The sequence below is a fragment of the Nakamurella lactea DSM 19367 genome, from assembly GCF_000426645.1.
Taxonomy (GTDB): Bacteria; Actinomycetota; Actinomycetes; order Mycobacteriales; family Nakamurellaceae; genus Nakamurella; species Nakamurella lactea.
Window position 1 is genome coordinate 368,583 of sequence record NZ_AUFT01000001.1, and the last position, 24,751, is coordinate 393,333.

The following is a 24,751-nucleotide window of genomic DNA, read 5'->3' on the forward strand; positions in this document are numbered from 1 at the left end:
TCAGGCCGCCCCGCTGGCGGCGCCCTGCGGAGTCGGTAGCTGCAGATGGTCCCGCAGCGTGCGACCGGTGTACTCGGACCGGAATACCCCGCGTTCTCGCAGCAGCGGAACGACTTTCGCCACGAAGTCGTCCAGCCCACCCGGGGTCAGGTGCGGCACCAGGATGTAGCCGTCGGCGGCATCCGCCTGCACGTAGGAGTCCAGTTGCCGGGCAATGGTGTCCGCCGAGCCGATGAACGACTGTCGGTTCTGCTGCGCGATCACCGTCTGCCGCAGCGACCAACCATGGCTCTCGGCGGCCTCCCGCCACTGCGCCACCGTGGCCACCGGATCCGTGAAGCCGACCCGGCCACGGACCACACCCGACCCGACGACCGGGTCCTGAAGCGGCAGCGGTCCGTCCGGATCGCGGTCGGACAGGTCGATGCCCCACAACAGTTCTGCGGTCGCGATCGCCGTCGCTCCCGACACCTGCTGGCTGCGGATGTGCGCGGCCTTCTCCTCAGCCTCGGCATCGGTGTCGCCGACCACCACCGAGACGCCGGGCATGATCTTCAGCGAGTCGGGAGTGCGCCCGTGGGCGGCCAACCGCGACTTCACATCGGCGTAGAAGGCCTGGCCGGCCTCCAGCGTGCCGTGCCGGGTGAAGATCACGTCGGCCTGGGCGGCGGCGAAGTCGCGACCGTCCGCGGAGTCGCCGGCCTGGATCACCACCGGATGTCCCTGCGGCGAACGCGGCACGGTGAACTCACCGGCGATGTCGAAATGCTGTCCGCGGTGGCTGAACCGGCCGGCGCCCTCGGCCGCGAACCGGCCGCTGCGCCGGTCGGCGATCAGGTCGTCGTCGGTCCACGAGTCCCACAGCGTGCGGGCCGCGCTGACGAACTCCGAGGCCCTGGTGTACCGGTCGGCATGGTCGAGAAACCCGCCGCGGCGGAAGTTCTCGCCGGTGAAGGCGTCGGACGAGGTGACGACGTTCCAGGCGGCCCGACCACCGGACAGGTGGTCGAGCGAGGCGAACCGGCGAGCCAGTTCGTACGGCTCGTTGAACGTCGCGTTGACGGTCGCCGCCAGCCCGAGGTGAGTGGTGACGGCGGCCAGCGCGGTGAGCACGGTGATCGACTCGGGTCGACCGACCACGTCCAGGTCGTGGATCTGCCCGTGCACCTCGCGCAGCCGCAGGCCCTCGGCCAGGAAGAAGAAGTCGAAGGTGCCTTCTTCCGCGGTGCGTGCGAGGTCCCGGAACGAGGAGAACTCGATCTGCGAGCGCGACCGCGGGTCCGACCAGACGGTGGTGTTGTTGACTCCCGGAAAATGCGCGGCGAGGTGAAGCTGCTTGCGGGCCATGATCATGCTCCTCGACGGAGTTCGGCAGGGCGGTCGGCGGCAAAGTGGTCGGCGGCAAAGTGTTCGGTGGCAAAGTGGTTGGCGGGCCTCGGCAGTCCGAGGCGATCGCGCAAGGTCAGCGGGCCAGGCGTATTCGGTCCGGCGAGTCCGCTGTCCCGCAGCCGGGGCAGCAGGTCGTCGGTGATCGTCGGCAGGTCGGTGTCCAGCACGGCCGGCCGCAGCAGCACCCCGTCGAAGCCGGTCTCGGCCAACCGCTCGATCAGCGGCAACAGGGAGTCGACCGTGCCAACGTGATCCAGCGGGGTGCGCCGCCGGGATCTGGCATCGAGCCGCTCACGACGGGTCCGGGCCGTCCCCGGATCGTTTTCGAGCAAGACCGAAACAGCGATCAGCGCCCTGACCTGCTCGGTGTCGCGTCCGCGGCGGCGGACCGCGTCGCCAACCGTCGCGAGCGCGGCGACCGCGGCATCCAGGTCGGTCTCGTCGATCAGCACCACATCGGCGGCGGCCGCCACGGTCGGCAGCGATTCCGGCCCGGTCAGCGCGACGAACGTCACCGGGTGTCCCTGCGGCGGTCGCGGCACGATCGACGGGCCCTTCACCGAGAACGTCGAGCCGACATAGTCGGTGTAGTGCAGCCGATCACGGTCGATGAATCGACCGGTGGCCAGGTCCCGGATCTCGGCATCGTCCTCCCAGGAGTCCCACAGCAGCCGGCTCACCTCGGCCACTTCGGTGGCCTCGGCCCACAGCACCGACGGATCCGCGGCCGTCCGGCGGCCGATGTGCTGCGCTTCCAGTTCGGTGTCGGAGACCTGGATCTGCCAGCCGGCCCGGCCGGCCGACACCCAGTCGAGGGTGGCAACGGCGGCCTGCAGGTGGAACGGCTCGGTGTGGGTGGTGGTCACCGTCGGCACCAGTCCGATGCGTTCGGTGACCGGCGCTGCCCTGGCCAGCACGGCCAGCGCGTCCAGGCGGGCCGTGACCTCCCCCGGTCCGGAACCGGCCGGTCCGAGCGAGTCGGCCAACGTCACCAGGTCGACCCCCGCGGTCTCCGCCCGCAGGGTCAGCGAGACGATCCGCTCCGGTGCGAACAGGTCCTGGACCCCGACGGACCGCTCCCGCCAGGCCGCCGGGTGGAATCCGGCGCCGTCCAGGGCCACCGCGGTCAGCAACGGCGTCATCGACGTGCCCCTGCCAGCTCTGCCCGGCCGTCGACCCTCTGGAGCGGAACCGCCGCGAGAGTCTTGGTGAACGGCAACGGCCCGATCGACTCAGGGTCGGCGGTCAGGTCGAATTGCGGCGCGTAACCGGCTGCCAGATACAGGTTGCGGGCTTCCGGTTGCCGCGGCCCGGTGGTCAGGTAGACCTGGCTGTAGCCGAGCTCGGCGGCGGTCCGCTCCAGTTCGGCGATCACCCTGCGAGCCAGGCCGCGCCGCCGGTGTGGGTGGGCCGTCCAGACCCGCTTGACCTCTGCGGTCCGGTCGTCCTTGCGCCGCAACGCTCCCCCGGCGATGGTCTCGGTTCCCTGGGTCAGCACCAGGAAGGCGCCGTTGGGTGCCTCGAAGTCGGTGATCGGCACCTCGGTCAACTCCGTGTTCGCCGAGGGTCGACCGTAGCGAGTTCCATACTCCACCACCAGGTCCGCCAGCAGTGGTCGCAGTGCCGGGTCACCGATCTGCACAGCCCGCACCCGGATCTGTTCCTCGGATGAAGACGCCGCAGCCACCGTCAGCCGGCGCGCCGAGGTGGCGTCCAGATGGCGCAGGAACGCATCGGTCACCTCGTACAGCGGGCCGGACGCGGCCGGGTCGAGCAGCACCCCACCGTCCGGAAACAGCCGGACGTGGTCTCCCAGTACGAACCAGCCCTGCCCGACATGCGCGGCGCCGAGGCTGGTCAGCACCGGACGCAACGCGTAGTCGACGGCCAGCACGTGTGCCGGCGAGCCGCCGGTCACCACCGGAAGGACAGCTTTGCCCTGAAACGCGAACTGCGGCAACAGGTCCAGGAACACCTTCGTCAACCCGCTGTAGGCGGCCTTGAACACCGGCGTGCCGATCACCACGGCATCGGCGTCGGCCACCAGGTCGACCGCTGCCGCGATGTCCGCATTCTCCGTGTCGCCCGCCAACAGGGCCGCCGCCGGCAACTCGCGCAGCACCAGCGGCCGGACCTGGTGGCCGGCGGCGATCAGTCGTCGGTCGACATGGGACAACACCCCGTCGGTCCGCGACGGGACTGACGGACTTCCGTAGATGGTCAGAACGGTGGCCATGCGCTTCTCCTCGGTAACGGTATGCATCACATCGGTGTCAATCAGAAAGCGGTGTCAATCAGAAAGCGGTGTAGATCAATCGGTGTCGATCAATCGGTGTCGATCAGAACGGTCGTCATCTCAGCCGACCGCCGTCGGCTTCGGCAGGCCGGCCGGATTGATCTCGGAGGAGGCAACGGCCTCCACCGACAGCCCCCAGCGCTCCAGCACCTGCTGATAGCTGCCGTCGGCGATGGCACTGTCGACGGCTGCGGCCAACGCGGCGACCAAACCGTTGCCCTTCTTCGTCATCACCGCGACCTTGCCGTCCAGCGGGTAGGACGAGGAGACGGTGCCGACGATCTCGGTCTGGCCGGCGGTGGCAACGTGGTAGGTCGCCGTCGGGTTCGGCCCGAGATACAGATCGATCCGGCCGGACGCCAGCGCCAGGTAGTAGTCGGTAGCGGATTGGTAGTAGCGGATGTCGATCGCCGGTAGACCGGCCGCCTTGTTCTTGGCGTCCCAGTCCAGCAGGATGCCTTCCTGCAGGGTGCCGGAACCGACCGCGACCTTCTTGCCCGCTAGATCCGCCGGTCCGGTCACCTTCAGGCCGGAGCCCTTCTTCGCCTCGAACGCGTGCAGACCCAGCCGATAGGTGGCGAAGTCGTACTTCTCCTTGCGTTCCTCGGAGACGCCGATGTTGGAGACCGCGACCTGGTACTTGCCCGAATCCACTCCGACAAAAAGGTTCTCCCAGCTGGTGACCTGTAGCTCGGCCTTCAGACCGAGCTTGTCGGCGATCAGCTGGGCGAAGTCAACCTCGACCCCGATCGGGGTCCTGTCGTCGTCGGCGGTGAAGCCCAGCGGCGGTAACCCACCGCCGGCGAATCCACCACCCACCACCAACGTGCCCGACTTCTTGATCGAGGCCGGCAGTTTGGCGACGGCCGCCGGGTCGGTGGCCGCCGACACCCGGTGCTGGTCCGGCGAGGTGTTGTAGCCGTCGGGGACGGTGACGGCCGCGACACCGGACGCGACTGTCTGGCTCCCGACGGAGCTCCCGGCAGCGGCCGGAGACACCGCCGCGGTGTCCTGTTGCGGATCGGCGCAGGCGGTCAACCCGATGGCCACCACGATCGCGGTAGCGGCGAGCAGCGATGTTCTCGAGCGCCGGTCAACGGGGCGCGAAGTGTCGATCATGGTCGCCTCAGCCGGTCTTCGGCAGGCCGGGCGGGTTGACCCGCGATTGGCTGACGGCTTCGTTGCTCAGGTTCCAGTGCTCAAGGACCTTCGCGTAGGTGCCGTTCTCGATGGTGTGATTGATGGCCGCGGCGAAGGCGGGCGCCAGACCATTGCCCTTCTTGGTCAGTACGGCGATCTCGCCCTGGAGTTTCGGACCGGCTCCCGATTGCGTTCCGACGATCTCGGACTGGCCGGCCGTCGCCACGTGGTAGGCCGCGGTCGGGTTCGGGCCGAAGTAGGCATCGATGCGTCCGGACGACAGTGCCAGGTAGTAGTCGGCGCTGTTCTGGAAGTACTTGATGTCGATCGGCGCGAGCCCGTTCTTCACATCCTCGGCACTCCAATCGACCAGGATCTTCTCCTGGTTGGTACCCGAGGAGACGCCGATGATCTTGCCGGCGGCGTCCTTCGCGTCCGAGATCTTGAACCCGGCGCCGGCCTTGGCCTCGAAGGCGAGGACGTCATTGCGATACGTCGCGAAGTCGTATTTCTCCTTGCGCTCTTCGGTGACGGTGACGTTGGAGATGAAGACATCCGCCTTGCCGGAGTCGATCTGCACGAAATTCTGTGCCCAGTCGGCCGCGCCGATCTCGACCTTGAGGCCCAACACATCGGCGAACAGGTAGGCCAGATCGACCTCGGACCCGATCACCGTGGTGTCGTCGTCGGCGTAGAACCGCAGCGGTGGGGCGCTTCCCGAACTTCCGGTGACGACGATGCTTCCCCGGTCCCGGATCGCCTGTGGCAGCAGATCGGCAATCGCATCGACCTTCTCGGTGCTGACCCGGTTCTGATCGGGGCTGAGGTTGATCGATGCGGTGGCCCCGGCGGTGGCACTACCGCCGGCGGTGGCATTACCAGCGGTGGCACTACCAGCGGCGGCACTACCAGCGGCGGCGGCCGCCGCCGGTGAGACATCAGGCTCCGCGGATTCGGCGCATCCGGTGACCGCCAGGGCGGCAATCGTCAGCAACGACGCCAGGGCGCCGCGGCGGCTGCCGACGGCGAGTCCGACGAACGGCAGCCGGTCGAGCAAAGAGCTGGTTCTGAATCGGCGAGAGTTAGCAGACATGATGGGTTCCTTGCAGTAGAGGCGGCGCACCGTTACGGTGCCGGGCCGCAAAGTTGTTAGAGAACGCGGGAAATGAAGCTGCGCGTGCGCTCGCTCGATGGGTTGTCCAGCACCTGCTCCGGTGATCCGGACTCGATGATCCGACCCTCGTCCATGAACACCACGGTGTCGGCGACCTCGCGGGCGAATCCGATCTCATGGGTCACCACCACCATCGTGGTACCGCTGTGCGCGAGCTCGACGATCACGTCGAGCACCTCGCCGACCAGTTCGGGATCCAGCGCGCTGGTCGGCTCGTCGAACAGGATCAGCTTGGGCTGCAAGGCTAATGCCCTGGCGATGGCAACCCGCTGTTGCTGCCCGCCGGACAGCCGGCGGGGATAGTCGTGCGCCTTTTCGGCGACCCCGACCCGCTCGAGCAGTTCCATCGCCAGCGATTCGACGTCCCTGCGTTTGCGGCCCTGGGCCGAAACGGGAGCCTCGACCACATTCTGCAGCACGGTCAGATGCCCGAACAGATTGAAGTTCTGGAAGACGAAACCGATCTCGGACCGTTGGTGCAGAATCTCCCGTTCCGTGAGTTCGTGCAGCCGGTTGCCGCGGCGGCGGTATCCGATCAGCCGGCCGTCGACGCTGACGGCTCCGGCGTCGACCTTCTCCAGATGGTTGATCGAGCGCAACAGCGTCGACTTCCCCGACCCCGATGGCCCGAGGATCACCATGACGGATCCCTGCTCGACCTGCAGGTCCACGCCGCGCAGCACGTGCAGATCGCCGAACGACTTGTGCACGCCACGTACGTCGACCATCGGAAGTCCGCCGTTCATCCGGCCGCCCCCCGTTCCGGGGCGTGCGCGAACGACGGCGTCGCGGCCGCGGCCCGTCGCACCCGCGACCATCCGCGGCGGATCTTCTGCCACGGTGTCGGCGGCAGGCTTCTGGCAGATCCCTTGGCGTAGTGGCGCTCGACGTAGTACTGAACGATCGACAACAGGGTCGTCAGCACGATGTACCAGACTGTCGCAACCATCAGCAGCGGCACCACCCGACCGTTGCGGCCGTAGATCACCTGGACCTGGTAGAACAGCTCGGGAATCGCCATCACAGACACGATCGACGTGCCCTTGAACAGCGAGATCACCTCGTTCGCCGCGTTCGGCAGGATGCCCCGCATGGCCTGCGGAATGACGATCTTGAAGAACTGCCGACGTCGTGGAATGCCCAGCGCCGCAGCAGCTTCCAGTTGGCCCGCATCGACGGACAGAATGCCTCCACGAATGATCTCCGCGGCATAGGCGGCCTGGTGCAGCGCCAGGCCGAGCACCGCGGCACCCAGCGGACCGAAAAGGTCGTTGGTGTTCACGGTGAACAGCGCCGGTCCGAACGGGACACCGAACTGCAGGGTCTGGTACAGATACGCGATGTTGAACCAGAACAGCAGCTGCACGATCAGCGGGATGGATCGGAACGCCCAGACATAGCTGAACGAAACCACCTGCAGAAATGGGCTTTTCGACAGCCTCATGGCAGCCAGCACGATGCCGAGGGCAAAGCCGAGCAACGTCCCGTACAGGGTCAGCTTGACCGTGGTCCCCAGCGCCGAGATCACCGACGACGCGGCGAAGTACTTGGCGAAGGTGGGCCAGTCCCAGCCGGGGTTGGTGGCCAATCCGTGAGCGAACTGGGCTGCCAGTACCAGCACGACGGCAATGCCGACCCAACGCCAGGGATGCCGGACCGGCACCACGCGCATCAGCGGTGCGTCTCCAAGGTGCCGGGTAGCCGGTACGGCACCAGGTGTTTCGTTCGTCTGGACGGTGACAGCACTGATATCGGCATCGGTGTCGACGGCCGACCGGGTAGGTTCTTCGGGCGATGCTTGTTGGGGCAGCCGAGCGTCGCGTCGGCGGACGAGGTTGGGAACAGTCACGACAGTCCTTGAGTGGGAGGGTCGATGCAGGGAACCGGGTCGACGGCAGCACGCCAGGTCAACCGGTACGAGGTTTCGACAACGATCCGGAGCCTCGGATCCGCTGTGCCGCTAGCGGTTCCGGAGACCCCGCGCGCCCGATGGGCGGAGGTTCAGCAACAACACAGCGCGCTGGAAACGCGCTGCAGATCGATGTGGCGACGGCAGAAGCTCAGGGTCGACCGCGTGACAGCGGGTTCGCTCCAGGCCTGCTGGCTCATGCTGGTCCCTAGTGGTGAAGTGCCCGCCGGAGCGGGCCTGCGCTTGCGTATTCCTGTCGGAATCCGCCTGGTCCTCACCCGGAGCACCCCGCCGCGTCGGAGGGTTGCCGTCCAGTAAGCCGGGGCTTGTCACTGGAACTCATGACCTGCGTCGAATGTAGAGCAACGGTCCGGGACGGTCAACCCGGCAGTGATCGGCGACACTGCGTCCCGGGCCGGGGCACACTGGAGAGATGACGCACCCCGCAAGATCGAAGAACCTCCGTCGCGCCGGCGCCGTTGTCGCCTCGGCCGGTGTCGGCCTGCTGGCCGCCTCACTCGGCCGAGCCGCCCGCGGCCTGCCCACCGCGGTCGGAGCGAATCGTCGGCAGACCCGCCCAGCGCCCGGCCGAACCGCGCATTTCGACGGCAGCGGGTTCCGGAACTCGTTGCCGGCCAGTGCACTTGCCGGCCCCGGCATGGTGAAGGTAGCCGCCGCGATGGCCAGCAAGGGTGACTCCGGTAGGCCGAATCGGCCGATCCCGCTGGCTGTTCCGGATCTGTCCGCAGCACCCGGGCGGCTGGCCGCCACCTGGTTGGGCCACGCCACGGTACTGTTGGAGGTCGACGGACGGCGGGTGCTGACCGATCCGGTGTTCGGTGATCGGGTCTCTCCGTCGCACCGGGTCGGGCCGGCCCGACTGCACCCGATCCCCGTCACGATCGCGGAGCTGCCGCGGCTGGATGCGGTGGTCATCTCGCACGACCATTACGACCACCTGGAAGTCGACACCATCCGCGAGCTCGTCCGCCGGCAACGCTGCCCGTTCCTGGTGCCGTTGGGGGTCGCCGCCCACCTGCGGGCGTGGGGCGTCCCGGGGGACCGGATCGTCGAGCTGGACTGGGACGAGGCAGTGGTCGTGGCCGGGTTGACGATCACCTGCACCGAGGCCCGGCATTTCTCCGGGCGGTTGTTCGCCCGGAACACCACCCTGTGGGCATCGTGGGCGATCGCCGGTCCGGCGCACCGGGTGTTCTTCGGCGGCGATACCGGCTACACCCCGGCGTTCGCCGGCATCGGTGCCCGGTTCGGCCCGTTCGATCTGACGGTGCTGCCGATCGGTGCCTACGACCAGAACTGGTCGGACATCCACCTGAACCCGGAGGAGGCCGTGAGGGCGCACGGTGATCTCGGCGGCCGGGTGCTGCTGCCCATCCATTGGGCGACGTTCGACCTGGCCTTCCACCCCTGGGCGGAGCCGGTCGAGCGGCTGACGGCGGCTGCCAGGGACGCCGGCGTCACGCTGGCGCTCCCGAAGGTCGGCGAGCGCATCGATGACTCCGAGCCGCTGCCGGCCGATCACTGGTGGGCCGCCGCGGCGCCAGCTGGACCGGCCGGCCCGGAAGTCCCCGGCCCGACGGGCTGATCACGTCCTGTTCAGAAAGCCGCCGTCCGGCACCCGGCGCCCGAGCTTGGTGTACTCCCCGACGGCGGCCGCCAGCACATGCCGCATGCCCGGCAGCTCGTCCGCCGCGGCGGCGTCGTAGCCGGCGGCCAACACGATGTTGCGGATATCGCCGCCCGGGATCTCGATCGTCCTGGCGAGCCCGTCGACATCGAGCGGATCCGCCGGGTCGAGCGGCCCCAACCGTTCCAGATGCGCGTCCCACAGCCGCCGCCGCGTCGGCTCGTCCGGATCCGGGAAGTGCACGATGAAGTTCATCCGGCGGTTGAACGCCGGATCGAGATTTCCGCGAAGGTTCGTCGCCAGGATCGTCAGCCCGTCGAAGTTCTCCATCCGCTGCAGCAGGTACGCGACTTCCTGGTTCGCGTGGCGGTCGTGCGAGTCCTTGACCTCCGACCGCCGGCCGAACAGCGCATCGGCCTCGTCGAAGAACAGCACCACGTTCAGGCTCTCCGCCTGGTGGAACGCCCGCTCCAGGTTCTTTTCCGTCTCACCGATGTACTTGTCGACGATCGCCGACAGATCGACCTGCAGCAGGTCGATCCCCAGCTCGTCGGCGATCACGTGTGCCGCCAGCGTCTTCCCGGTGCCTGCGCTCCCGGTGAACAAGGCCGTCAGCCCCGAGCCGCGGCTGCCGGTCTGCAACAGCGTGCCCTTGGCCAGCACATCGTCGCGATGCCTGGCCCAACCGACCAGCCGCTGCAGCATGTCGGAGATGTGTTGCGGCAGCACGAGATCGGCGAAGCCGTTGCGCCGGCCGGAGAGCGGGCGGTTACTGGTCGGGGCGCCGCCGACCCGGCGGGCGGCCTGCCGGACCAGCGAGTCGGACAGCGGTTGGCCGCTGGCCAACGCCAGCCAGCGCGCGTAACCCGCGGTCTGTGCCAGTGTCTCCGGCGCCAGCCGCAGGCCGGTCAGGCCACCGTCGACCGATTCCGCTCCGACCATCCGCCAGGCCTGATCCCTGGCCTGCGGCCCGACCACCGGCGCGTCGACGGACAGCGGGTACGCATCGGCCCAGGTCGCGTCCCAGGCGTCGGCGCCGACCGCGATCACCGGCACCATCGCGTCGGTGAGCACCGCAACGGCAGCGGCGCCGTCCGACTCCAGCCGCTCCGCGCCCTCGACGATCAACGCCTGTCCGCACAACGCCGCCTCCCGGATCGCCGCCCGCAGCACGTCGATCACCGAGCCGCCGGGCGCCGCCCGCCGCAGGTCGAAACATCGGTAGCGGATACCCAACTGGTCCATCGCGCCGGCCGCCAGCGACAGGCCGGCGGCACCCAACGGCGACCGGATCCAGATCAGCGGTACCCCGGCCTCGATCGCCCGGGCGACCCGATCGGTGTCGTCGAATCGCAGCGGCAGTGGTTCCACGGTCAACGGAGCGAGGGCCGGGTCGGTGTCGTCGACGCCCAGGACATGGGCCAGCACCCGTTCCGGTACCGCCAGCTCCCGGAACAACCAGGGCCGCACATCGGACTGCTCGACCAGCCCGGACCGGCGCAGCCGCCCGGTCACGCCGAGCCGACCGATCCCGTCCGACGACATCGACGGCAGGTCGGCGAGCTCCATGGCCAGGCCGACCGTCACCCTGGCCGGCCCGTCGAGCGCTCGCAACCGTCCGTAGGCGGCCGCGATCGTCGCATCCAGGTCCGGCGCGATGATCGCGGTGAACAGGGTCAGGTCGACCTCGTCCAGGCCGAAGATCTCGGCCATCGTCAGCAGGGCGTCATCGGCGGTTCCGTCCGCGGCAGCCACCGCGGCACCATCGCCGGGCGCCGGGACGGCGCCATGGTCGGCAGCGGCGATCGCCAGCAGTGCCGCCATCGCCCGGTCCTGATCGGGGTCGCCGCTACGTCGATCGACGGCGCGCTGCAGCCGCAGCACGAGATCCGCCATTCGCTGCCGCATTCTCACCCGGTGCCCCTCGCGAGTCCGTCCGACACGTCATGTTGATCATCGACCAGCCACCCCCCGCTGGGAAGGGGCCGACACCTCTGGAGTGTCCGAACACACCCGGCCGCACCCCGAGCCGTGGGGTAATTTCCGGGTAGGGGCTGCCCGCATCTGGCACGCTGGGACGATGCGACGCTGGGTGGCCGTGATGACGTTGGCGCTGGCTGCCGCCTTCTGGCTGTGCGGTACCGACCCGTTGCAGGCCTCCGGAAACGGCGATCCGGCGGCGCAGCGGGCGCTGAACGCCGTCACCGCCGGGCAGTTCGATCCGGCCCATCCGACCGCGACGTTCCCGGCCGATTACCGGGCCGTGATGGGTTATCAACCGCGAGTGGGCACCGGCCCGCACGGAACGCCGATCCTGTACAAGGTGAACGGCGACTGCTCGTCGTTCACCGGGAACACCAAGTACGACTTCTCGATCGTCTGCAAGGAACACGACCTGTCCTACGACCTGGTTCGTTATGCCGCCCGGATCGGCCGGCCGCTGGACCCGTCGGCCCGCCGGCAGGCCGACGACATGTTCGACCGGGATCTGCACGCCCGGTGCGACCAGCTCGCGGTGAGCGGGTTCGACTGGGCGATGTGCCACACCTACGCCGAAGGGTTCGCGCAGGCGGTCAAGATCAACTCGTGGCGACAGGGCTACCGGGCACCCGAGCAGGAGAGCCCATGGCGGTGGACGGCGATGCTGCTGCTGTTCGGCGGTTTCCTTTGTCTCCCACCGGCTCTGCGCCGGCTCGGCGGCCCGACGTCGGCCCGGCGGTTCGATGCCGGCTTCCTGTCCGGCGCCGTTCGCGGCGGTCAGTTCAGTCCGGACAGGGTGACCCATTCGCTCCAGGGGATCGCGTAGTCGAAAATGTCGCCGTCACTCGGGCCGAGCTGGATGTCGGTGCCGGTGACCTCCACCGGGTCCCCGATCAGCGCCGTGTCGTAGTACGCCTTGGCATTCTCCAGCGACAGGTTCACACAACCGTGGGTGACGTTGGTGTTGCCCTGGGAAGCCGCGCTCTGCGGATTGGCGTGGATGAATTCGCCGTTGTTGGAGATGCGCACGGCCCAGCGTTCGAGCAGGTTCACATAGTGATACTTCGGGTTGGACATCCGCTTTTCGGCGAACTTGTCGTTCACCACATGAATGCCCGACCGGGTCGTCAGATCGGGGTTGCCGTTGCCCTGGCCGTACGAGGCCGGGTAGGTCGCCACCGTCTTGCCGTCCCGTTGCACGACCATCGTGTGCGAGTTCACATCGGCCTTCACCACCTGGTTGCGGCCGATGGTGAAGTCACTGGTCAGATCGGTTTTGCCGTAGGACCCGGCGGCGAACTCGAGCCCGTAGACATTCGCCTCCACGTGCACCTTGGTGCCGGCCGGCCAGTAGCCCTTCGGCCGGTAGTCCAGACCCCAGTCGCCACCGTCGTGCTGGATCCAGGCCCAGGCACCGTCCACCTCGGGGGTGGTGGTGATCTTCACGTTCTTCTCGATCAGCGTCCGATCCTGTGGCTCGACGCCGAAGATGATCATCACCGGCATCGCCACGCCGACGACCGCGCCGTCACCCGGCGAAATTGTCGTACGCACCTGGGACTTCGGGTCGACGACGGTGTACTTGCCACTGATGTCGACGTTCTTGCCGTCCGTGCCGACGGCGGTTCCGGACAATGTGTAGGTCTTGCCGAAGCCGAGCACCTCGGCCGTCTTCCAGCTCTTCTTGTCCGCCGCCAGGGTCCCCTTCACCTGATAGCCGCCGGCGTTGGTCAGGGCAATGTCCTCGATGGTGCCCTTGGCCACGCTGACGGTGATCGGCTCGACCGGGGAGATGCCGGTGCTGCCCACCTTCGGATCCGAACTCACGGTCGCGACCGGCGGGACCGGCTTCGGTGACGAACTGGTGCTCGGAGCGGGTGACGACCCGGTGGATGTCCCGGACTCCGGGACCGACGCCGATGATCCGGTGGCCGCGCCGTTCGGGTCGGTGGACGTCTGCGCGCTGGTCACGGCGCCGGCGGTGACGGTGCTGCCACCGGCCGGGGCGGCTGCGGTCTCGGTCGGATCAGCGGAGCCGCTCGCGGTCGCGGTGCAACCGGCGACCACCAGAACTGCTGCGACCAGTGCGACCAGCGGCGCGAACCTACGAATGCGTTGCATCAAGAAAGGGATCCTCGAGGTCTCGACTCCGGCGACAGGAGACAGCCGCCGGTCGCCGGTCGGGTCCCGGCCCTTCGAGGATACGTGCGTCTGCGGTCGGGCCAGGGCTCAGCTGAAGATCTTGCGGATGATCAGCGCCACGATCAACACGCCCACCCCGATCAGCGGGTACTTGACCTTCGGATCGTCCAGCGTGGTGCGGATCGTCTGCTTGCCTCGGGCGACGACGGCCTTGGGATTGGCCCGGTCGCTGATCTCGTCGACCGCCACCGCGAGCGCGTCCCGCGCCCGCTCGATCTCGGCCTGGATCGTGTCGACGTCGCGCGCCACGGTGCCTCCCGCTGTCGATGCTGGGTACGGCCGATGGGTCCGTCGGCCACGGTTCACTACCCTAGCGTCATGACCGCGTCGAGTTCTCCCGCTCCCCTGCCCGCTGCGCTGTCCGTCGGCGACCCGGCGCCCGATTTCAGCCTGCCGGACGCCAACGGCCGGACGGTCCGGCTGGCCGACTTCGCCGGCCGATCGGTGATCCTGTTCTGCTATCCGGCGGCCGGCACTCCCGGCTGCACGGTCGAGGCCAACGAGTTCTCGGCGGCGAGCCCCGAACTGGACACCGCCGGTTACGCGGTGGTCGGGCTGTCCCCCGACCCGCCGGAGAAGCTGGCCAAGTTCGCCCGCGACGAGAACCTCGACCTCGTCCTGCTCTCGGACAGCGACCGCACCGTACTGACGGCCTACGGCGCCTACGGCGAGAAGCAGAACTACGGCCGCACCGTTCAGGGCGTGATCAGGTCGACCTTCATCATCGGTCCGGACGGGCGGATCGCCGAGACCATGCGCAACGTCCGCGCCAAGGGCCACGTCGGCCGGGTGCTGGCTGCGGTCGGCGTCGGCGGCTGAGCGGCGGGTCCGTCGCCACCGGCGACCCCTTAGGATCTGCGACGGGGCCGTAGCCCAATTGGCAGAGGCACACGGTTTAGGTCCGTGCCAGTGCGAGTTCGACTCTCGTCGGCCCCACCACTACCCGGCCGCCGCACGTCCCGATGATCCGCGCGCCGATGACGTAGCGTGCTGAGCGCATGCCGATTGGTTGATCCGGCGCCCGGGTGGGCACTGTGTGAGCCAACTGACCCCGTGAACCGGGCGCCAGGAGCATCCGAGACCGGACCGTTCGACCCGACCCCGACCCAGAGGTGAGATGAGATGACCGGACCCGATCAGCACCACCCGCAGGACGGCAGCACGCCGTGGCAGCGTGGCCAGGACCTCAACCAGCGCCAGGGCGACGACGCCGATGCCGGCGACGACCAACCCACCACCGTTGTCTCGCGCGACGAGCTCGCGACGGCCGCCGCCCAGCGCGCCGATGACGCCGAGAGCCCCTATCCGACCAGCCAGGACTACCGGTCCGCCGCGAGCGACCAGGCCGATTCGGTGCCCGCCGGCGGTTCCGGTACTCCCGAACCGCAGGGTCAGGGATACCCGGTGACCCGGGATCCGGAGATCGCCGAGGCCGCCCAGCGGACCGACACCCCGCCGACCACCGATCTGCCTCCCACCCAGTGGCACGACAGTTCGACGGACGACGCCACCCGCCAGTTCGGCGCTACCCCCGGGGCGTACGACGCGCCGAAGGACGCGCCGTTCGGCGCCGGCCAGGACGATCAGCCTGGCTATCGACCGGCGCCGGCCTACAGCGCAGCACCCGAGGGCCAGCCCCCGGGTGGTCCGATGGGACCGGGTCCGGCGGGGCCGGCCGGCTACGACCCAGGCGCCCAGCAGGGACCGCCGGCTGCCTACGGTTCGGCGTCCACCGGGTTCTTCTCCCCACAGGCGGTGCAGTCCAGCCGGGTCGAACTCGCCCCCGCCAAGAGCCGGATCGGGCAGAACCTGCTCGGTGCGTTGCTCGGCCTGATCTTCGTGGCCGGTGCCGCTGCGCTGTACGCGGTGGTGTTCAAGAGCGCCACCGGCACCGTGGCCACCGGCACCGGGCACCAGCTGGCCCTGATCGGCATCGCGCTGGTGCTCGCGGTCCCGGCGTTGTTGTCCGGTTGGGCGCCGGCCGCGGGGTGGTTCCCCGGCATCATCTTGGTGATCGGCGTCGGGATCGCGATCTTCTCCGACTCGCTGCAGCGCACCTATGCGGACTGGTCGAACTCGATATTCGGCACCACCAAGGCGGCCGAGATCCTGCTGCAGTGGGGCATGCTCGCCGGGTTCGCCCTGCTGCTGGCCGGCATCGGCGCCCACCTCGCCCGGCGCAGTGCCGAGCACGGGGTTGTCGATCGGATCGTTAACCGCTGATGCCGAGCACCCGGCGCAGGGTCGGCAGCATCGCGCCGATCGCCCTTCCCCGGTGCGACAGCGCGTCCTTCGCCGCCGGCTCGAGTTCCGCGCTGGTCCGTGCCGGGTCGTCGTACTCGACCGGAACGAACACCGGGTCGTAGCCGAAGCCGTTGTGGCCCAGTGGCTCCCGCACGATCCGCCCGCGCCAGCGGCCGTGTTCGACGAGCGGTTCGGCGCCCGGCACGGCCAGCGCCAGCGCGCAGACGAACTCGGCGCCACGGCGCTCGTCCGGCACGTCGTGCAGTTGCCCCAGCAGCAGGGCGAGATTGGCCGCGTCATCGCCGTGCCGACCTGACCAGCGCGCCGAGAGCACACCGGGCATGCCGTTCAGCGCGTCGACCGAGAGCCCGGAGTCGTCGGCCAGCGAGATCTCGCCGGTGGCGGCAGCGGCCTGCACGGCCTTGTCGATCGCGTTCTCCGCGAACGTGGCGCCGGTCTCCGGCTCTTCCGGGAAGTCCGGGACGTCGGCGAGGCCGAGCACCGTGACCTGCGGTCCGAGGATCCGCCGCAACTCCGTCAGCTTCTTCGCATTCCTGGTGGCCAACAGCACCCGGCCGGTGCCGGTGGTCACTTCTCGATGGTCCGCGGGTAGGGCTCGGCCAGCGCTTCGGTCTGGAAGCCGGTGAGCCGTTCGATGCCGGCCATCGCCACGTCCAGCATGGAGTCAAGGGTGCGGCGCGGGAAGGTGGCGCCCTCGGCGGTGCCCTGGATCTCGACCAGGGTGCCGGCGTCGGTGGCCACCACGTTCATGTCGACCTCGGCCCGGGAATCCTCCTCGTACGGCAGATCGAGCCGGACCTTGCCGCCGACCACGCCGACCGAGACCGCCGCGACCATGCAGCTCAGCGGCTGCGGGTCGGCCAAGCCGCCGGTCTCCCGCAGATAGTGCACGGCATCGGCCAGCGCGACGTAGGCGCCGGTGATCGCGGCCGTCCTGGTGCCGCCGTCGGCCTGCAGCACGTCGCAGTCCAGGGCGATGGTGTTCTCACCGAGCGCGGCCAGGTCGATACAGGCCCGCAGCGACCGGCCGATCAGCCGGGAGATCTCGTGGGTGCGCCCGCCGACCCGGCCCTTGACCGATTCCCGGTCGCTGCGCTCATGGGTGGACGAAGGCAGCATCGCGTACTCGGCCGTCAGCCAGCCGAGCCCGGAACCCTTGCGCCAGCGCGGAACGCCCCGTGTCACCGACGCGGCGCAGAGCACCTTGGTGCCACCGAACTCGATCAGCACCGAGCCGGCCGGATGCTGCTGGAAGCCCCTGGTGATGGTGATCGGCCGTAGTTCGTCATCGGCCCGTCCGTCGGTGCGACCCGCGGACCGCTCAGCTGTCGTCATACCGACGAACCTACTGGGCGGCCGGGTTCCGGCCGTGCCCGGCTCCGTCGATCTCCGGTCCGAGGAACCTGCTGCCGAGCGCCGCGAAGGCGACCGGGTCGCCGGTGGCCCCGAACTCGTGCCGGCCGGCCCCGATGCTCCCGTCGCGGCTGCCGGCCGGCGCCAACGCGTCCAGCTCGGTGAGCACCCGCAGCACGTCCTTGGCCGTCTCCTCGGCGCTGGACACCAGCGTGACCCGGTCCCCCATCACCCACTGCAGTACCCCGGTGAGCAGCGGGTAGTGGGTGCAGCCCAACACCAGGGTGTCGATGTCCGCCGACTGCAAGGGGTCCAGGTACGCCTGGGCCAGCCCGGTGATCTGCCGGCCGGCGGTGATGCCACGTTCCACGAAGTCGACGAAGCTCGGGCAGGCTTGCTGATGCACCGCGACCCCGTGATCGGCGAGCGCGCCGAAGGTCCGCGGGTAGGCACCGGAGTCGACGGTCGCGGACGTGCCGATCACCCCGACCTGGCGGGTGTGGGTGACGGCCAGCGCCCGGCGGACCGCGGGGGTGATCACTTCGAGCACCGGGATGTCGTAGCGGCGGGCGGCCAGCTCGTGCACGCCGGCGGCTGCCGCCGAGTTGCAGGCGATCACCAGCATCTTGACGCCGGAAGCGACCAGCGTGTCGGCCACCGCGAGCGCCAGCTCGCGGATCTGCTCGGCCGGTCGAGGACCGTACGGCGCGTTGGCGGTATCGCCGACGTAGCGGACACTCTCGAAGGGCAGCTGGTCGATCACCGCCCTGGCCACCGTCAGCCCGCCGACCCCGGAATCGAAGATGCCGATCGGGGCTGACGGGTGCTGGCTCACCCCGCCGACGCTACCGTCAGGCCGCGACCTGCTTCTTCTTGCCGACCGGTCCGTGCCCATGGGGCGGGTCCGCGCGCGCTCCGGGCCTCGCTCCTCGCTCCTTCGTCACTCGGACGCTCGTGTCCTCACTTGCTGTCGCCCCCCGTCAGCCCTGGCCACCAGGAACGCGGCCAGCACACCGCCGAGGGCGCCGAACAGGTGTGCCTGCCAGGAGATGCCGGTGGAGCCGACCACGTCCTTGATCGCCGTGGTGAAGATGCCCAGGAACAGGCTGCCCCAGATGAACAACAGCACGGCGCCGATCAGGATCTGTCCGATGTTGCGGGTGAAGATGCCGCGGGCCACCAGGTAGGCCAGCCAACCGAAAACGATGCCGGAGGCGCCGATCGTCACCGTGTTGCTCGGCCCGAAGACCCAGACGCCGATCCCGGAGACCAGCCAGACGAGCACGGTGACGACGACGAACTGGCGTACCCCGCCGACGAACAACAGCAGGCCGAAGATCAGCAGCGGCACCAGGTTCGCCAGCAGATGTCCCCAGCTGCCGTGCAGCAGCGGCGCCAGGATGATGCCGTCCAGCCCGGACACCCGACGGGAGATCAGCCCGAACTTCTCGTTGAGGTCGAGGGACGGCGCCAGCGAGTTGACGGCCTGGATGATCACCAGCAGCAGCGCGAAGCCGCCGAGGGTGAACATCGCCGGCCGCATCTTCTCCGGCAGCAGCGTGCGCTTCTTCGCCGGCTTGCCACCACTGCTGGTGGCCGGCACCGACGGCACATTCAGCGCCGGCAGGTTGTAGTCGCCGGACCCGCTGGATCCGAAGGAACTGGACGAGGGCGTTGGGGCGCTCATACAACCAGCGTACGGCGGTGGTCCACGAGCAGTCGGGAGTTCCGACCCTGAAACAACCCTGATTGAGTGGAAGCGGCATACCGCGCGAATCGGGCATGGCATGCTGGCGATCACCGCCGCTCGGCTGTGTTTCCGGGGTCCCTGTGTTTTCGGAGGTCACTGTGCACGATCAACGGCAATCGGTTCGGCCGCCCCGTCACCGGTTCCGGCATCGGATCCGGCAGCGCGGCCTGCGGGCTGTGCCTGCGTTGGTCACCGGATGGCTGGTGCTGACCGGCTGCGGCGAGTCGTCCGGGCCGGATGCGTCCCCGGGTGGCACCGGTGGGTCGGTGACCGCAGCATCGTCGACGCCGGCGTCCACGGCTCCCAGCAGCACCACAGCCGCGCCGCCCGACCGGTCGGCCGCGGCCGAGAAATTCCGGCAGCAGGTCATCGCGGGCTGGTCGGCGGTGTCGACCGTCGGGGGCTCGCTGTCGATGAAGGCCGGCCCGGTGCACTCCCGCGGCACCTTCTCGGCGACCATGGACGACGGCCGGCGCACCGCGCTGCAACTGGACCTGAAGGTGACGTCGGTGGGCAGCACGGCGCCGATGAAGCTGCTGGCGGTCGACGACCGGTCCTTCATCGGCGGCGAGAAGGTTCTCACCCAGCTGCAGGCGACGCCATCGACGGCCGAGTGGCTCGAGCTCACCGGCTCGACCAGGAAAGTGGTCAAACAGGCCGCCCGCAAGTTGGATCGCAGCTTCGAATTCACCGCGGCGGACCGGCCGCTGCTCATCGCCGACGCGGCGGTCGAGGTCACCCCGGCCGGCACCGACACCATCCGCGGCACCAGTGTGCGGCGCTTCGAGGTCGACGTCGACGTCAAGACGCTGCTGGCTGCCTCCGGCGGCGATGCCTACACCTGGGCGGACAAGGTCGGCGGGAGCACGCAATCGGTCACCGTGTGGCTCGACGAGGACCAACGAGTGGTGCGGCTGGCCGAGAAGTACGACGTGACCTATTGGGTCGCCGAGGTGACCATCGACTGGCAGGACTTCGACGAACCGGTCGAACTCTCCGCGCCACATCCGGACGCGGTGGCCGAGCGCTGACCGGTGTCCCCGATCGGCGGCCTTCCGCGCCGTCAGCCCTGCATTGCCTTGATGATGGTGACTGCCTGGGTGACGCGAGCCGGGTCGCCGTCCTGAGTTGCCCACAGCGCGTTCATCACCTCCCGCACGATCGTCCAGCCGTAGGCCCGTTCGGTGTCGATGCCGGCCGGCTCGCAGACCGCGTCCACCCTGGCCCGCAGGTGCAGGCGGGTCGAATGGGCGGACAGCGACTCGTCCCAGCGGTTCCACAATGCCGGCGCCACCCCGAATGCCGGCTCGGCGTTCTGCGCCTGCGGATCGATCGCCACCCATGGGTCGCCGGGACGCACCGCACGCAGCACGTTCTCGAAATGCAGGTCGGTATGCAGCACTGTCGCGTCGACGGCCGGGTCGAGAACCAGCTCACCGCACAGGCTTCGGGCCTGCTCGACCAACCGCTGCGGGATCGCCCGGAACCCCACGAGGTCCTCGGCGTACCGGGCGGCGGTGTCCGACAGGTTCGGCAACTGCGGCATCGCCGGCACCGCCAGGGTCCGCAGCAGCGCACCGATGGCCTCGCAGGCCTGGAAGATCGGTTCGCCGCGCAGGTCGCGGTCCGGGTCCGCCGGCTCCAACAGCATCGCCCACCGGCCGGGATCGGCGGCCAGCAGCCGGACCGCGCCGATGCCGTTCCAGCGCCGCAGCGCCAGATGCTCGGTGGTCGCCTCCGGATGCGGCCAGATCACCTTCAGCATCGCCGGACCGGTCCGCGCCCGGACCGGTAGCACCAGGGCCGCGACGCCGTGCCTGGCCGGCCCGGTCACCGTGAGCTCCCAGTCCTGCAGCAACCCGGCGACCGCGGCCGGCAGCCGGCGCAGCCAGTCGGCGCCGCTGACGGCGATCGCCGCCGGTCCGGTCGGCCGGCGGCCGGCCAGCTGGATGCGATAGGACTCCGGAACCAGGGCCGCGGCGTCGCTCGGGCTGAGCACGCTCAGTCCATCGTCGCGGCGACCAGTGAGTCCAGTACCGCCGACAGCCACCGGTAGGTCGCGTACATGGCGGCTGCCGGGCCGTCGGGATCCGCCCGGACGGCGGCCGGCTCGTCGTCATCGGTGATCTGCAGCCGTTCGGCCATCGCCAGCCGGACGTCGTTGAGCGCCGTCATCCACGCGTTCGCCTGCGCCTCGTCCAACCGGACGGTGCCGCCGCCCGGCGGCAGGGTGTCCAGCAGCGTCCTGGCCGCGGTGTCCTTCGCCTCGATCAGCTCCGGCTCGCGCAACTGCCGCAGTCCGGCCGACAGTTCGGCGTCCTCGGCGTGGAAATCCGGCAGCAGCCTGGCCAGCGCGGGATCGTCCGGGGTATCCGCCGGGCCGACGGTGATCCCGGTGAGCTGCGCCAGCGGATCCTGTGGTCGGTCCTGCCGGCGCTGGGCGAGCAGTTGCCGGACCTGGTCGACCAGGTCGGCGATCAGCGTCGCCTCCATCGGCTCCAGGGTGGCGGTGACCTTGGCGAATCTGCGGCGAAATCCGTGCACGCTCAGTGATCCTGCTGCATGGTCGCCCAGAGCCCGGCCGCCTGCAGCTTGGCGACGTCGGCCTCCACCTTCTCCCTGGTGCCCGAGGACACCAGGGCCTTGCCCTTGTGGTGGACGTCGAGCATCAGCTTCTCCGCCTTGGTCTTCGGGTGTCCGAGCACCGTGATGAACACGTGGGTGACGTACGACATCAGGTTGACCGGGTCGTTCCAGACGATGGTCACCCAGGGCGGGTCGGACTGCGCGACCTCATCGGAGATCTCAGCGTGTTCGACGGCCGGGGCACTACTGATCACCCTTCCAGTGTGTCATGCGACCAGCGGCCGGCCCGCCGGGTGCGCACAATGACGGGTGTGACGCAGACCGGTGTGACGCAGACAAGCGTGACGCACAGCGGCAACGCCCCCGCCGACGCGGAGCGCCGTCGGCTGGCCCAGGCGGACGCCGGCACGCACGCCTGGCGCGAGTGGGGCCCGTACGTCGCCGAGCGCGCCTGGGGCAGCGTCCGCGAGGACTATTCCGACAACGGTGACGCCTGGGCGTCGTTCCCCTTCGACCAGGCGGTGTCCCGCTGCTACCGGTGGAACGAGGACGGCCTGATGGCCTGGTCGGACGCGAAGCAGCTGGTGTGTCTCGGGGTGGCCCTGTGGAACGGGATCGACCCGATCCTCAAGGAGCGGGCGTTCGGCCTGTCGAACCAGCAGGGCAATCACGGCGAGGACGTCAAGGAGTACTTCTGGTACGTCGACAACACTCCGACGCACTCGTTCCAGCGCACCCGGTATGCCTATCCACTGTCGGCGTTCCCGTACCAGGACCTGGTGGCCGGCAACGCATCCCGCGACCGGACCCAGCCGGAGTACGAGCTGATCGACACCGGTGTGTTCGCCGGAGACGAGTACGCGATGGTGACCTGCGACTGGGCCAAGGCCGGCCCGCGGGACATCTGCCTGTCGATCACCGTGCAGAACCGCTCGGACCACGCCGCCACCGTGCACGTGCTGCCCACTCTGTGGTTCCGCAATACCTGGTCGTGGGGGCCGAGCGAGACGGTTCGACCCCGGCTGTTCGCCCAGGACGGGATGGTCCGCGGTCATCATCCCGGGCTCGGCGAGCTGACCATGGTCTCGGCCGCCGACGGTGCGGCGGCTCCGTCATTGTTGTTCTGCGAGAACGAGACCAACGTCCGGAAGTTGTACGGAGCGGGCGACGGCGCCACCTTCGGTGGGGCTCCGGCGACCCGGTTCCCGAAGGACGGCATCAACGACCGGGTGGTTACCGGTGCCGATACGGTGAACCCGGAACTGCACGGCACCAAGGCGGCGATGCACCACGTGCTGGACATCCCGGCGGGCGAGAGTCGGACCGTCACCGTCCGACTGACCGGCGACGACCAGCCCGGGGACCTCGCCGAACTGCCGGCCCTACTGCACCGACGCAGCACGGAGTCGGATGCGTTCTGGCGCAGCGTGTTCGCCGGAGTGGTGGACGACGCGCAGGCGCACATCGGTCGGCAGGCCCTGGCCGGCCTGCTGACCAGCAAGCAGTATTACCCGTACGACGTGCGGACCTGGTTGGCCGGCGACCCGGCGCAGCCACCACCGGCCCCCGGCCACGCCACCGGGCGAAACTCGCACTGGCGCACCCTGGTGGCCGACGATCTCATCCTGATGCCCGACCCGTGGGAGTACCCGTGGTTCGCCAGTTGGGATCTGGCGCTGCAGTGTGTGGCGCTGGCCGCCGTCGACCCCGAACTGGCCAAATCGCAGCTGCTGTTGCTGCTGCACGAGTGGTATCAGCACCCGAACGGCCAGATTCCCGCGTACGAATGGAACTTCTCCGACGTCAATCCGCCGGTGCAGGCCTGGGCTGCCCTGCAGATCTTCCGGATCGACGGCGAACGCGACCAGGTGTTCCTGGAGCGGGTGATGCACAAGCTGCTGATCAACTTCACCTGGTGGGTGAACCGGGAAGACCCGGAGGGCAACAACCTGTTCGAGGGCGGCTTTCTTGGGCTGGACAACATCGGACCGTTCGATCGTTCGGCGCTGCTGCCCGGTGGCGCGGTGCTCGAACAGAGCGACGGCACGGCCTGGATGGCCATGTACTGTCTGGATCTGCTGAACATCGCGATCGCGCTGTCCCGGGACGACCACACCTACGACGACCTGGCCACCAAGTTCCTCGAACATTTCTGCCTGATCGCCGACGCCGCCAACGATCTGGGCCTCTGGGATGACGAAGACGGGTTCTACTACGACCTGATCCGCCGGCCGGACGGCAGCACCCAGCGGGTCCCGGTCCGCTCCCTGGTCGGGTTGATCCCGATCCTCGCGGTGAGCCGGATCTCCGAACAGGTCGCGCAGGCGATGCCCGGCCTGGCCGATCGGCTCGCCTGGCTGCTGAAGGAACGACCGGAGAGCGCCGAGGCCATCCACTTCGACCGGGCCGAACAACCCGGCCTGCTGGCCCTGTGTGACCCCGACCGGCTGCCCGCGGTACTGCGGATCATGTTGGACACCAGCGAGTTCCTGTCTCCGTTCGGCATCCGCAGCCTGTCCGCCGTGCACCGCGAGCATCCGGCCGGCATCGACATCGGCGGAACCCACTACTCCGTCGACTACGAGCCCGCCGAATCGCGCTCTGGGATGTTCGGCGGCAACTCGAACTGGCGGGGGCCGATCTGGTTCCCGATCAACGTCCTGCTGATCAGTGCCCTTCGCCGGTACGGCGAGCAGGTGGTCGAGACCGTCGCGGTGGAACTGCCGACCGGATCCGGAAGAATTCTGTCCCTCGGCCAGGTCGCGGACGAGCTCTCCGACCGCCTGATCGGGCTGTTCCTGCCCGGTGACAACGGGATTCGGCCCTGCCAGGCCGGACTGCCGTGGCAGCAGGACGTGATGTTCAACGAATACTTCGATGCCGAGACCGGTTTCGGCCTTGGCGCCAGTCACCAGACCGGCTGGACCGCGCTGGTGGCGACCCTGATCCTGCGGCGCCTGGACTGACTGCCGGCGGCGGGACCCGGGTCCCGCCGAGTCTGTCCGGCGTCACAACCGGCGCACAGCGGGCACCAAGGTTCCTCGGGTGGAATCGGGACG

At 69.1% G+C, this 24,751-nt stretch carries 23 protein-coding genes, 1 tRNA gene and 1 riboswitch; of the genes, 7 read left to right on the forward strand and 17 right to left on the reverse strand.

Annotated features, from left to right (window positions below):
- The 7 genes from K340_RS0101870 to K340_RS26810 form a co-directional block, all read right to left on the reverse strand.
- Complete coding sequence (locus tag K340_RS0101870) at window positions 1-1,347, reverse strand: NtaA/DmoA family FMN-dependent monooxygenase (protein ID WP_029135453.1); 1,347 nt, start codon at window positions 1,345-1,347, stop codon at window positions 1-3.
- Window positions 1,348-1,349: 2 nt separating this feature from the next.
- A complete protein-coding gene (locus K340_RS26800; protein WP_051264795.1) occupies window positions 1,350-2,531 on the reverse strand; it encodes an LLM class flavin-dependent oxidoreductase in 1,182 nt (393 codons plus the stop codon).
- Entirely contained in the window at window positions 2,528-3,625 is a 1,098-nt protein-coding gene (gene ssuE / locus K340_RS0101880; protein ID WP_029135454.1) for an NADPH-dependent FMN reductase, read from the reverse strand. The genes K340_RS26800 and ssuE overlap by 4 nt, the downstream gene beginning before the upstream one ends.
- Window positions 3,626-3,745: 120 nt before the next feature.
- Window positions 3,746-4,804, reverse strand: coding sequence for an ABC transporter substrate-binding protein (locus K340_RS0101885; protein WP_037362209.1), 1,059 nt, complete (start codon window positions 4,802-4,804; stop codon window positions 3,746-3,748).
- 7 nt (window positions 4,805-4,811) lie between these two features.
- Complete coding sequence (locus K340_RS26805; protein WP_084613919.1) at window positions 4,812-5,918, reverse strand: ABC transporter substrate-binding protein; 1,107 nt, start codon at window positions 5,916-5,918, stop codon at window positions 4,812-4,814.
- A gap of 56 nt (window positions 5,919-5,974) precedes the next feature.
- Complete coding sequence (locus tag K340_RS0101895) at window positions 5,975-6,727, reverse strand: amino acid ABC transporter ATP-binding protein (RefSeq protein ID WP_084613981.1); 753 nt, start codon at window positions 6,725-6,727, stop codon at window positions 5,975-5,977.
- A gap of 14 nt (window positions 6,728-6,741) precedes the next feature.
- On the reverse strand, window positions 6,742-7,671 hold the full coding sequence (locus K340_RS26810; RefSeq protein WP_084613920.1) for an amino acid ABC transporter permease: 930 nt from the start codon (window positions 7,669-7,671) through the stop codon (window positions 6,742-6,744).
- 471 nt (window positions 7,672-8,142) lie between these two features.
- Window positions 8,143-8,255, reverse strand: a riboswitch (SAM riboswitch).
- A gap of 86 nt (window positions 8,256-8,341) precedes the next feature.
- Between K340_RS26810 and K340_RS26815 the strand changes: the two genes are divergently transcribed.
- Window positions 8,342-9,514, forward strand: a complete 1,173-nt coding sequence (locus tag K340_RS26815; RefSeq protein WP_051264796.1) for an MBL fold metallo-hydrolase — start codon at window positions 8,342-8,344, stop codon at window positions 9,512-9,514.
- Here the strand turns inward: K340_RS26815 and K340_RS26820 are convergent, their stop codons facing one another.
- A complete protein-coding gene (locus K340_RS26820) occupies window positions 9,515-11,452 on the reverse strand; it encodes an ATP-binding protein (protein WP_161632038.1) in 1,938 nt (645 codons plus the stop codon). It lies immediately after the preceding gene.
- Window positions 11,453-11,636: 184 nt separating this feature from the next.
- Here K340_RS26820 and K340_RS33745 point away from each other — a divergent pair, with 184 nt between their 5' ends.
- A complete protein-coding gene (locus K340_RS33745; RefSeq protein ID WP_084613921.1) occupies window positions 11,637-12,362 on the forward strand; it encodes a phospholipase A2 in 726 nt (241 codons plus the stop codon).
- Here K340_RS33745 and K340_RS0101920 read toward each other — a convergent pair.
- Together K340_RS0101920 and K340_RS0101925 are read right to left on the reverse strand one after the other, a co-directional pair.
- Entirely contained in the window at window positions 12,314-13,657 is a 1,344-nt protein-coding gene (locus tag K340_RS0101920) for a L,D-transpeptidase (RefSeq protein ID WP_084613922.1), read from the reverse strand. The two genes, K340_RS33745 and K340_RS0101920, sit on opposite strands and share 49 nt — an antisense overlap.
- A 108-nt stretch (window positions 13,658-13,765) precedes the next feature.
- Window positions 13,766-13,987, reverse strand: coding sequence for a DUF3618 domain-containing protein (locus K340_RS0101925; protein WP_029135458.1), 222 nt, complete (start codon window positions 13,985-13,987; stop codon window positions 13,766-13,768).
- A 69-nt stretch (window positions 13,988-14,056) separates the two neighbouring features.
- On the opposite strand from K340_RS0101925, the gene K340_RS0101930 reads away from it, so the two are divergent.
- From K340_RS0101930 to K340_RS0101940, 3 genes are all read left to right on the forward strand, one after another.
- Complete coding sequence (locus tag K340_RS0101930) at window positions 14,057-14,557, forward strand: peroxiredoxin (protein WP_051264801.1); 501 nt, start codon at window positions 14,057-14,059, stop codon at window positions 14,555-14,557.
- 43 nt (window positions 14,558-14,600) lie between these two features.
- Window positions 14,601-14,677: transfer RNA gene (locus tag K340_RS0101935), tRNA-Leu, on the forward strand.
- A 183-nt stretch (window positions 14,678-14,860) separates the two neighbouring features.
- On the forward strand, window positions 14,861-15,961 hold the full coding sequence (locus K340_RS0101940; RefSeq protein WP_029135460.1) for an NADH-quinone oxidoreductase subunit J: 1,101 nt from the start codon (window positions 14,861-14,863) through the stop codon (window positions 15,959-15,961).
- On the opposite strand, the gene rdgB is transcribed toward K340_RS0101940, so the two are convergent.
- The 4 genes from rdgB to K340_RS0101960 all read right to left on the reverse strand — a co-directional run bounded on the left by rdgB (window position 15,951) and on the right by K340_RS0101960 (window position 19,043).
- Window positions 15,951-16,574 (reverse strand): RdgB/HAM1 family non-canonical purine NTP pyrophosphatase, encoded by a 624-nt coding sequence (rdgB, locus tag K340_RS0101945; protein ID WP_029135461.1) that lies wholly within the window; start codon window positions 16,572-16,574, stop codon window positions 15,951-15,953. The two genes, K340_RS0101940 and rdgB, sit on opposite strands and share 11 nt — an antisense overlap.
- Window positions 16,571-17,338, reverse strand: a complete 768-nt coding sequence (gene rph / locus K340_RS0101950) for a ribonuclease PH (RefSeq protein ID WP_029135462.1) — start codon at window positions 17,336-17,338, stop codon at window positions 16,571-16,573. Before rph ends, rdgB begins: the two co-directional genes overlap by 4 nt.
- A 10-nt stretch (window positions 17,339-17,348) precedes the next feature.
- Window positions 17,349-18,191, reverse strand: a complete 843-nt coding sequence (murI, locus tag K340_RS0101955; RefSeq protein WP_029135463.1) for a glutamate racemase — start codon at window positions 18,189-18,191, stop codon at window positions 17,349-17,351.
- Between the two features lie 105 nt (window positions 18,192-18,296).
- The gene (locus K340_RS0101960) at window positions 18,297-19,043 is read right to left on the reverse strand and encodes a rhomboid family intramembrane serine protease (RefSeq protein WP_084613924.1); all 747 of its coding nucleotides are present in this window, start codon (window positions 19,041-19,043) and stop codon (window positions 18,297-18,299) included.
- Window positions 19,044-19,372: 329 nt separating this feature from the next.
- Between K340_RS0101960 and K340_RS0101970 the strand changes: the two genes are divergently transcribed.
- On the forward strand, window positions 19,373-20,137 hold the full coding sequence (locus tag K340_RS0101970; RefSeq protein WP_154674019.1) for a hypothetical protein: 765 nt from the start codon (window positions 19,373-19,375) through the stop codon (window positions 20,135-20,137).
- 32 nt (window positions 20,138-20,169) lie between these two features.
- Here the strand turns inward: K340_RS0101970 and K340_RS0101975 are convergent, their stop codons facing one another.
- Genes K340_RS0101975 through clpS form a run of 3 tightly spaced genes read right to left on the reverse strand, consistent with a single transcriptional unit; the run spans window position 20,170 to window position 21,946 of the window.
- Window positions 20,170-21,105, reverse strand: a complete 936-nt coding sequence (locus tag K340_RS0101975) for an aminoglycoside phosphotransferase family protein (protein WP_051264803.1) — start codon at window positions 21,103-21,105, stop codon at window positions 20,170-20,172.
- 2 nt (window positions 21,106-21,107) lie between these two features.
- Window positions 21,108-21,650 (reverse strand): DUF2017 domain-containing protein, encoded by a 543-nt coding sequence (locus K340_RS0101980; protein WP_029135468.1) that lies wholly within the window; start codon window positions 21,648-21,650, stop codon window positions 21,108-21,110.
- Between the two features lie 2 nt (window positions 21,651-21,652).
- A complete protein-coding gene (gene clpS / locus K340_RS0101985) occupies window positions 21,653-21,946 on the reverse strand; it encodes an ATP-dependent Clp protease adapter ClpS (RefSeq protein ID WP_211229212.1) in 294 nt (97 codons plus the stop codon).
- Window positions 21,947-22,003: 57 nt separating this feature from the next.
- Between clpS and K340_RS0101990 the strand changes: the two genes are divergently transcribed.
- On the forward strand, window positions 22,004-24,658 hold the full coding sequence (locus K340_RS0101990; RefSeq protein ID WP_245599401.1) for an MGH1-like glycoside hydrolase domain-containing protein: 2,655 nt from the start codon (window positions 22,004-22,006) through the stop codon (window positions 24,656-24,658).
- Window positions 24,659-24,751: the final 93 nt, after the last annotated feature.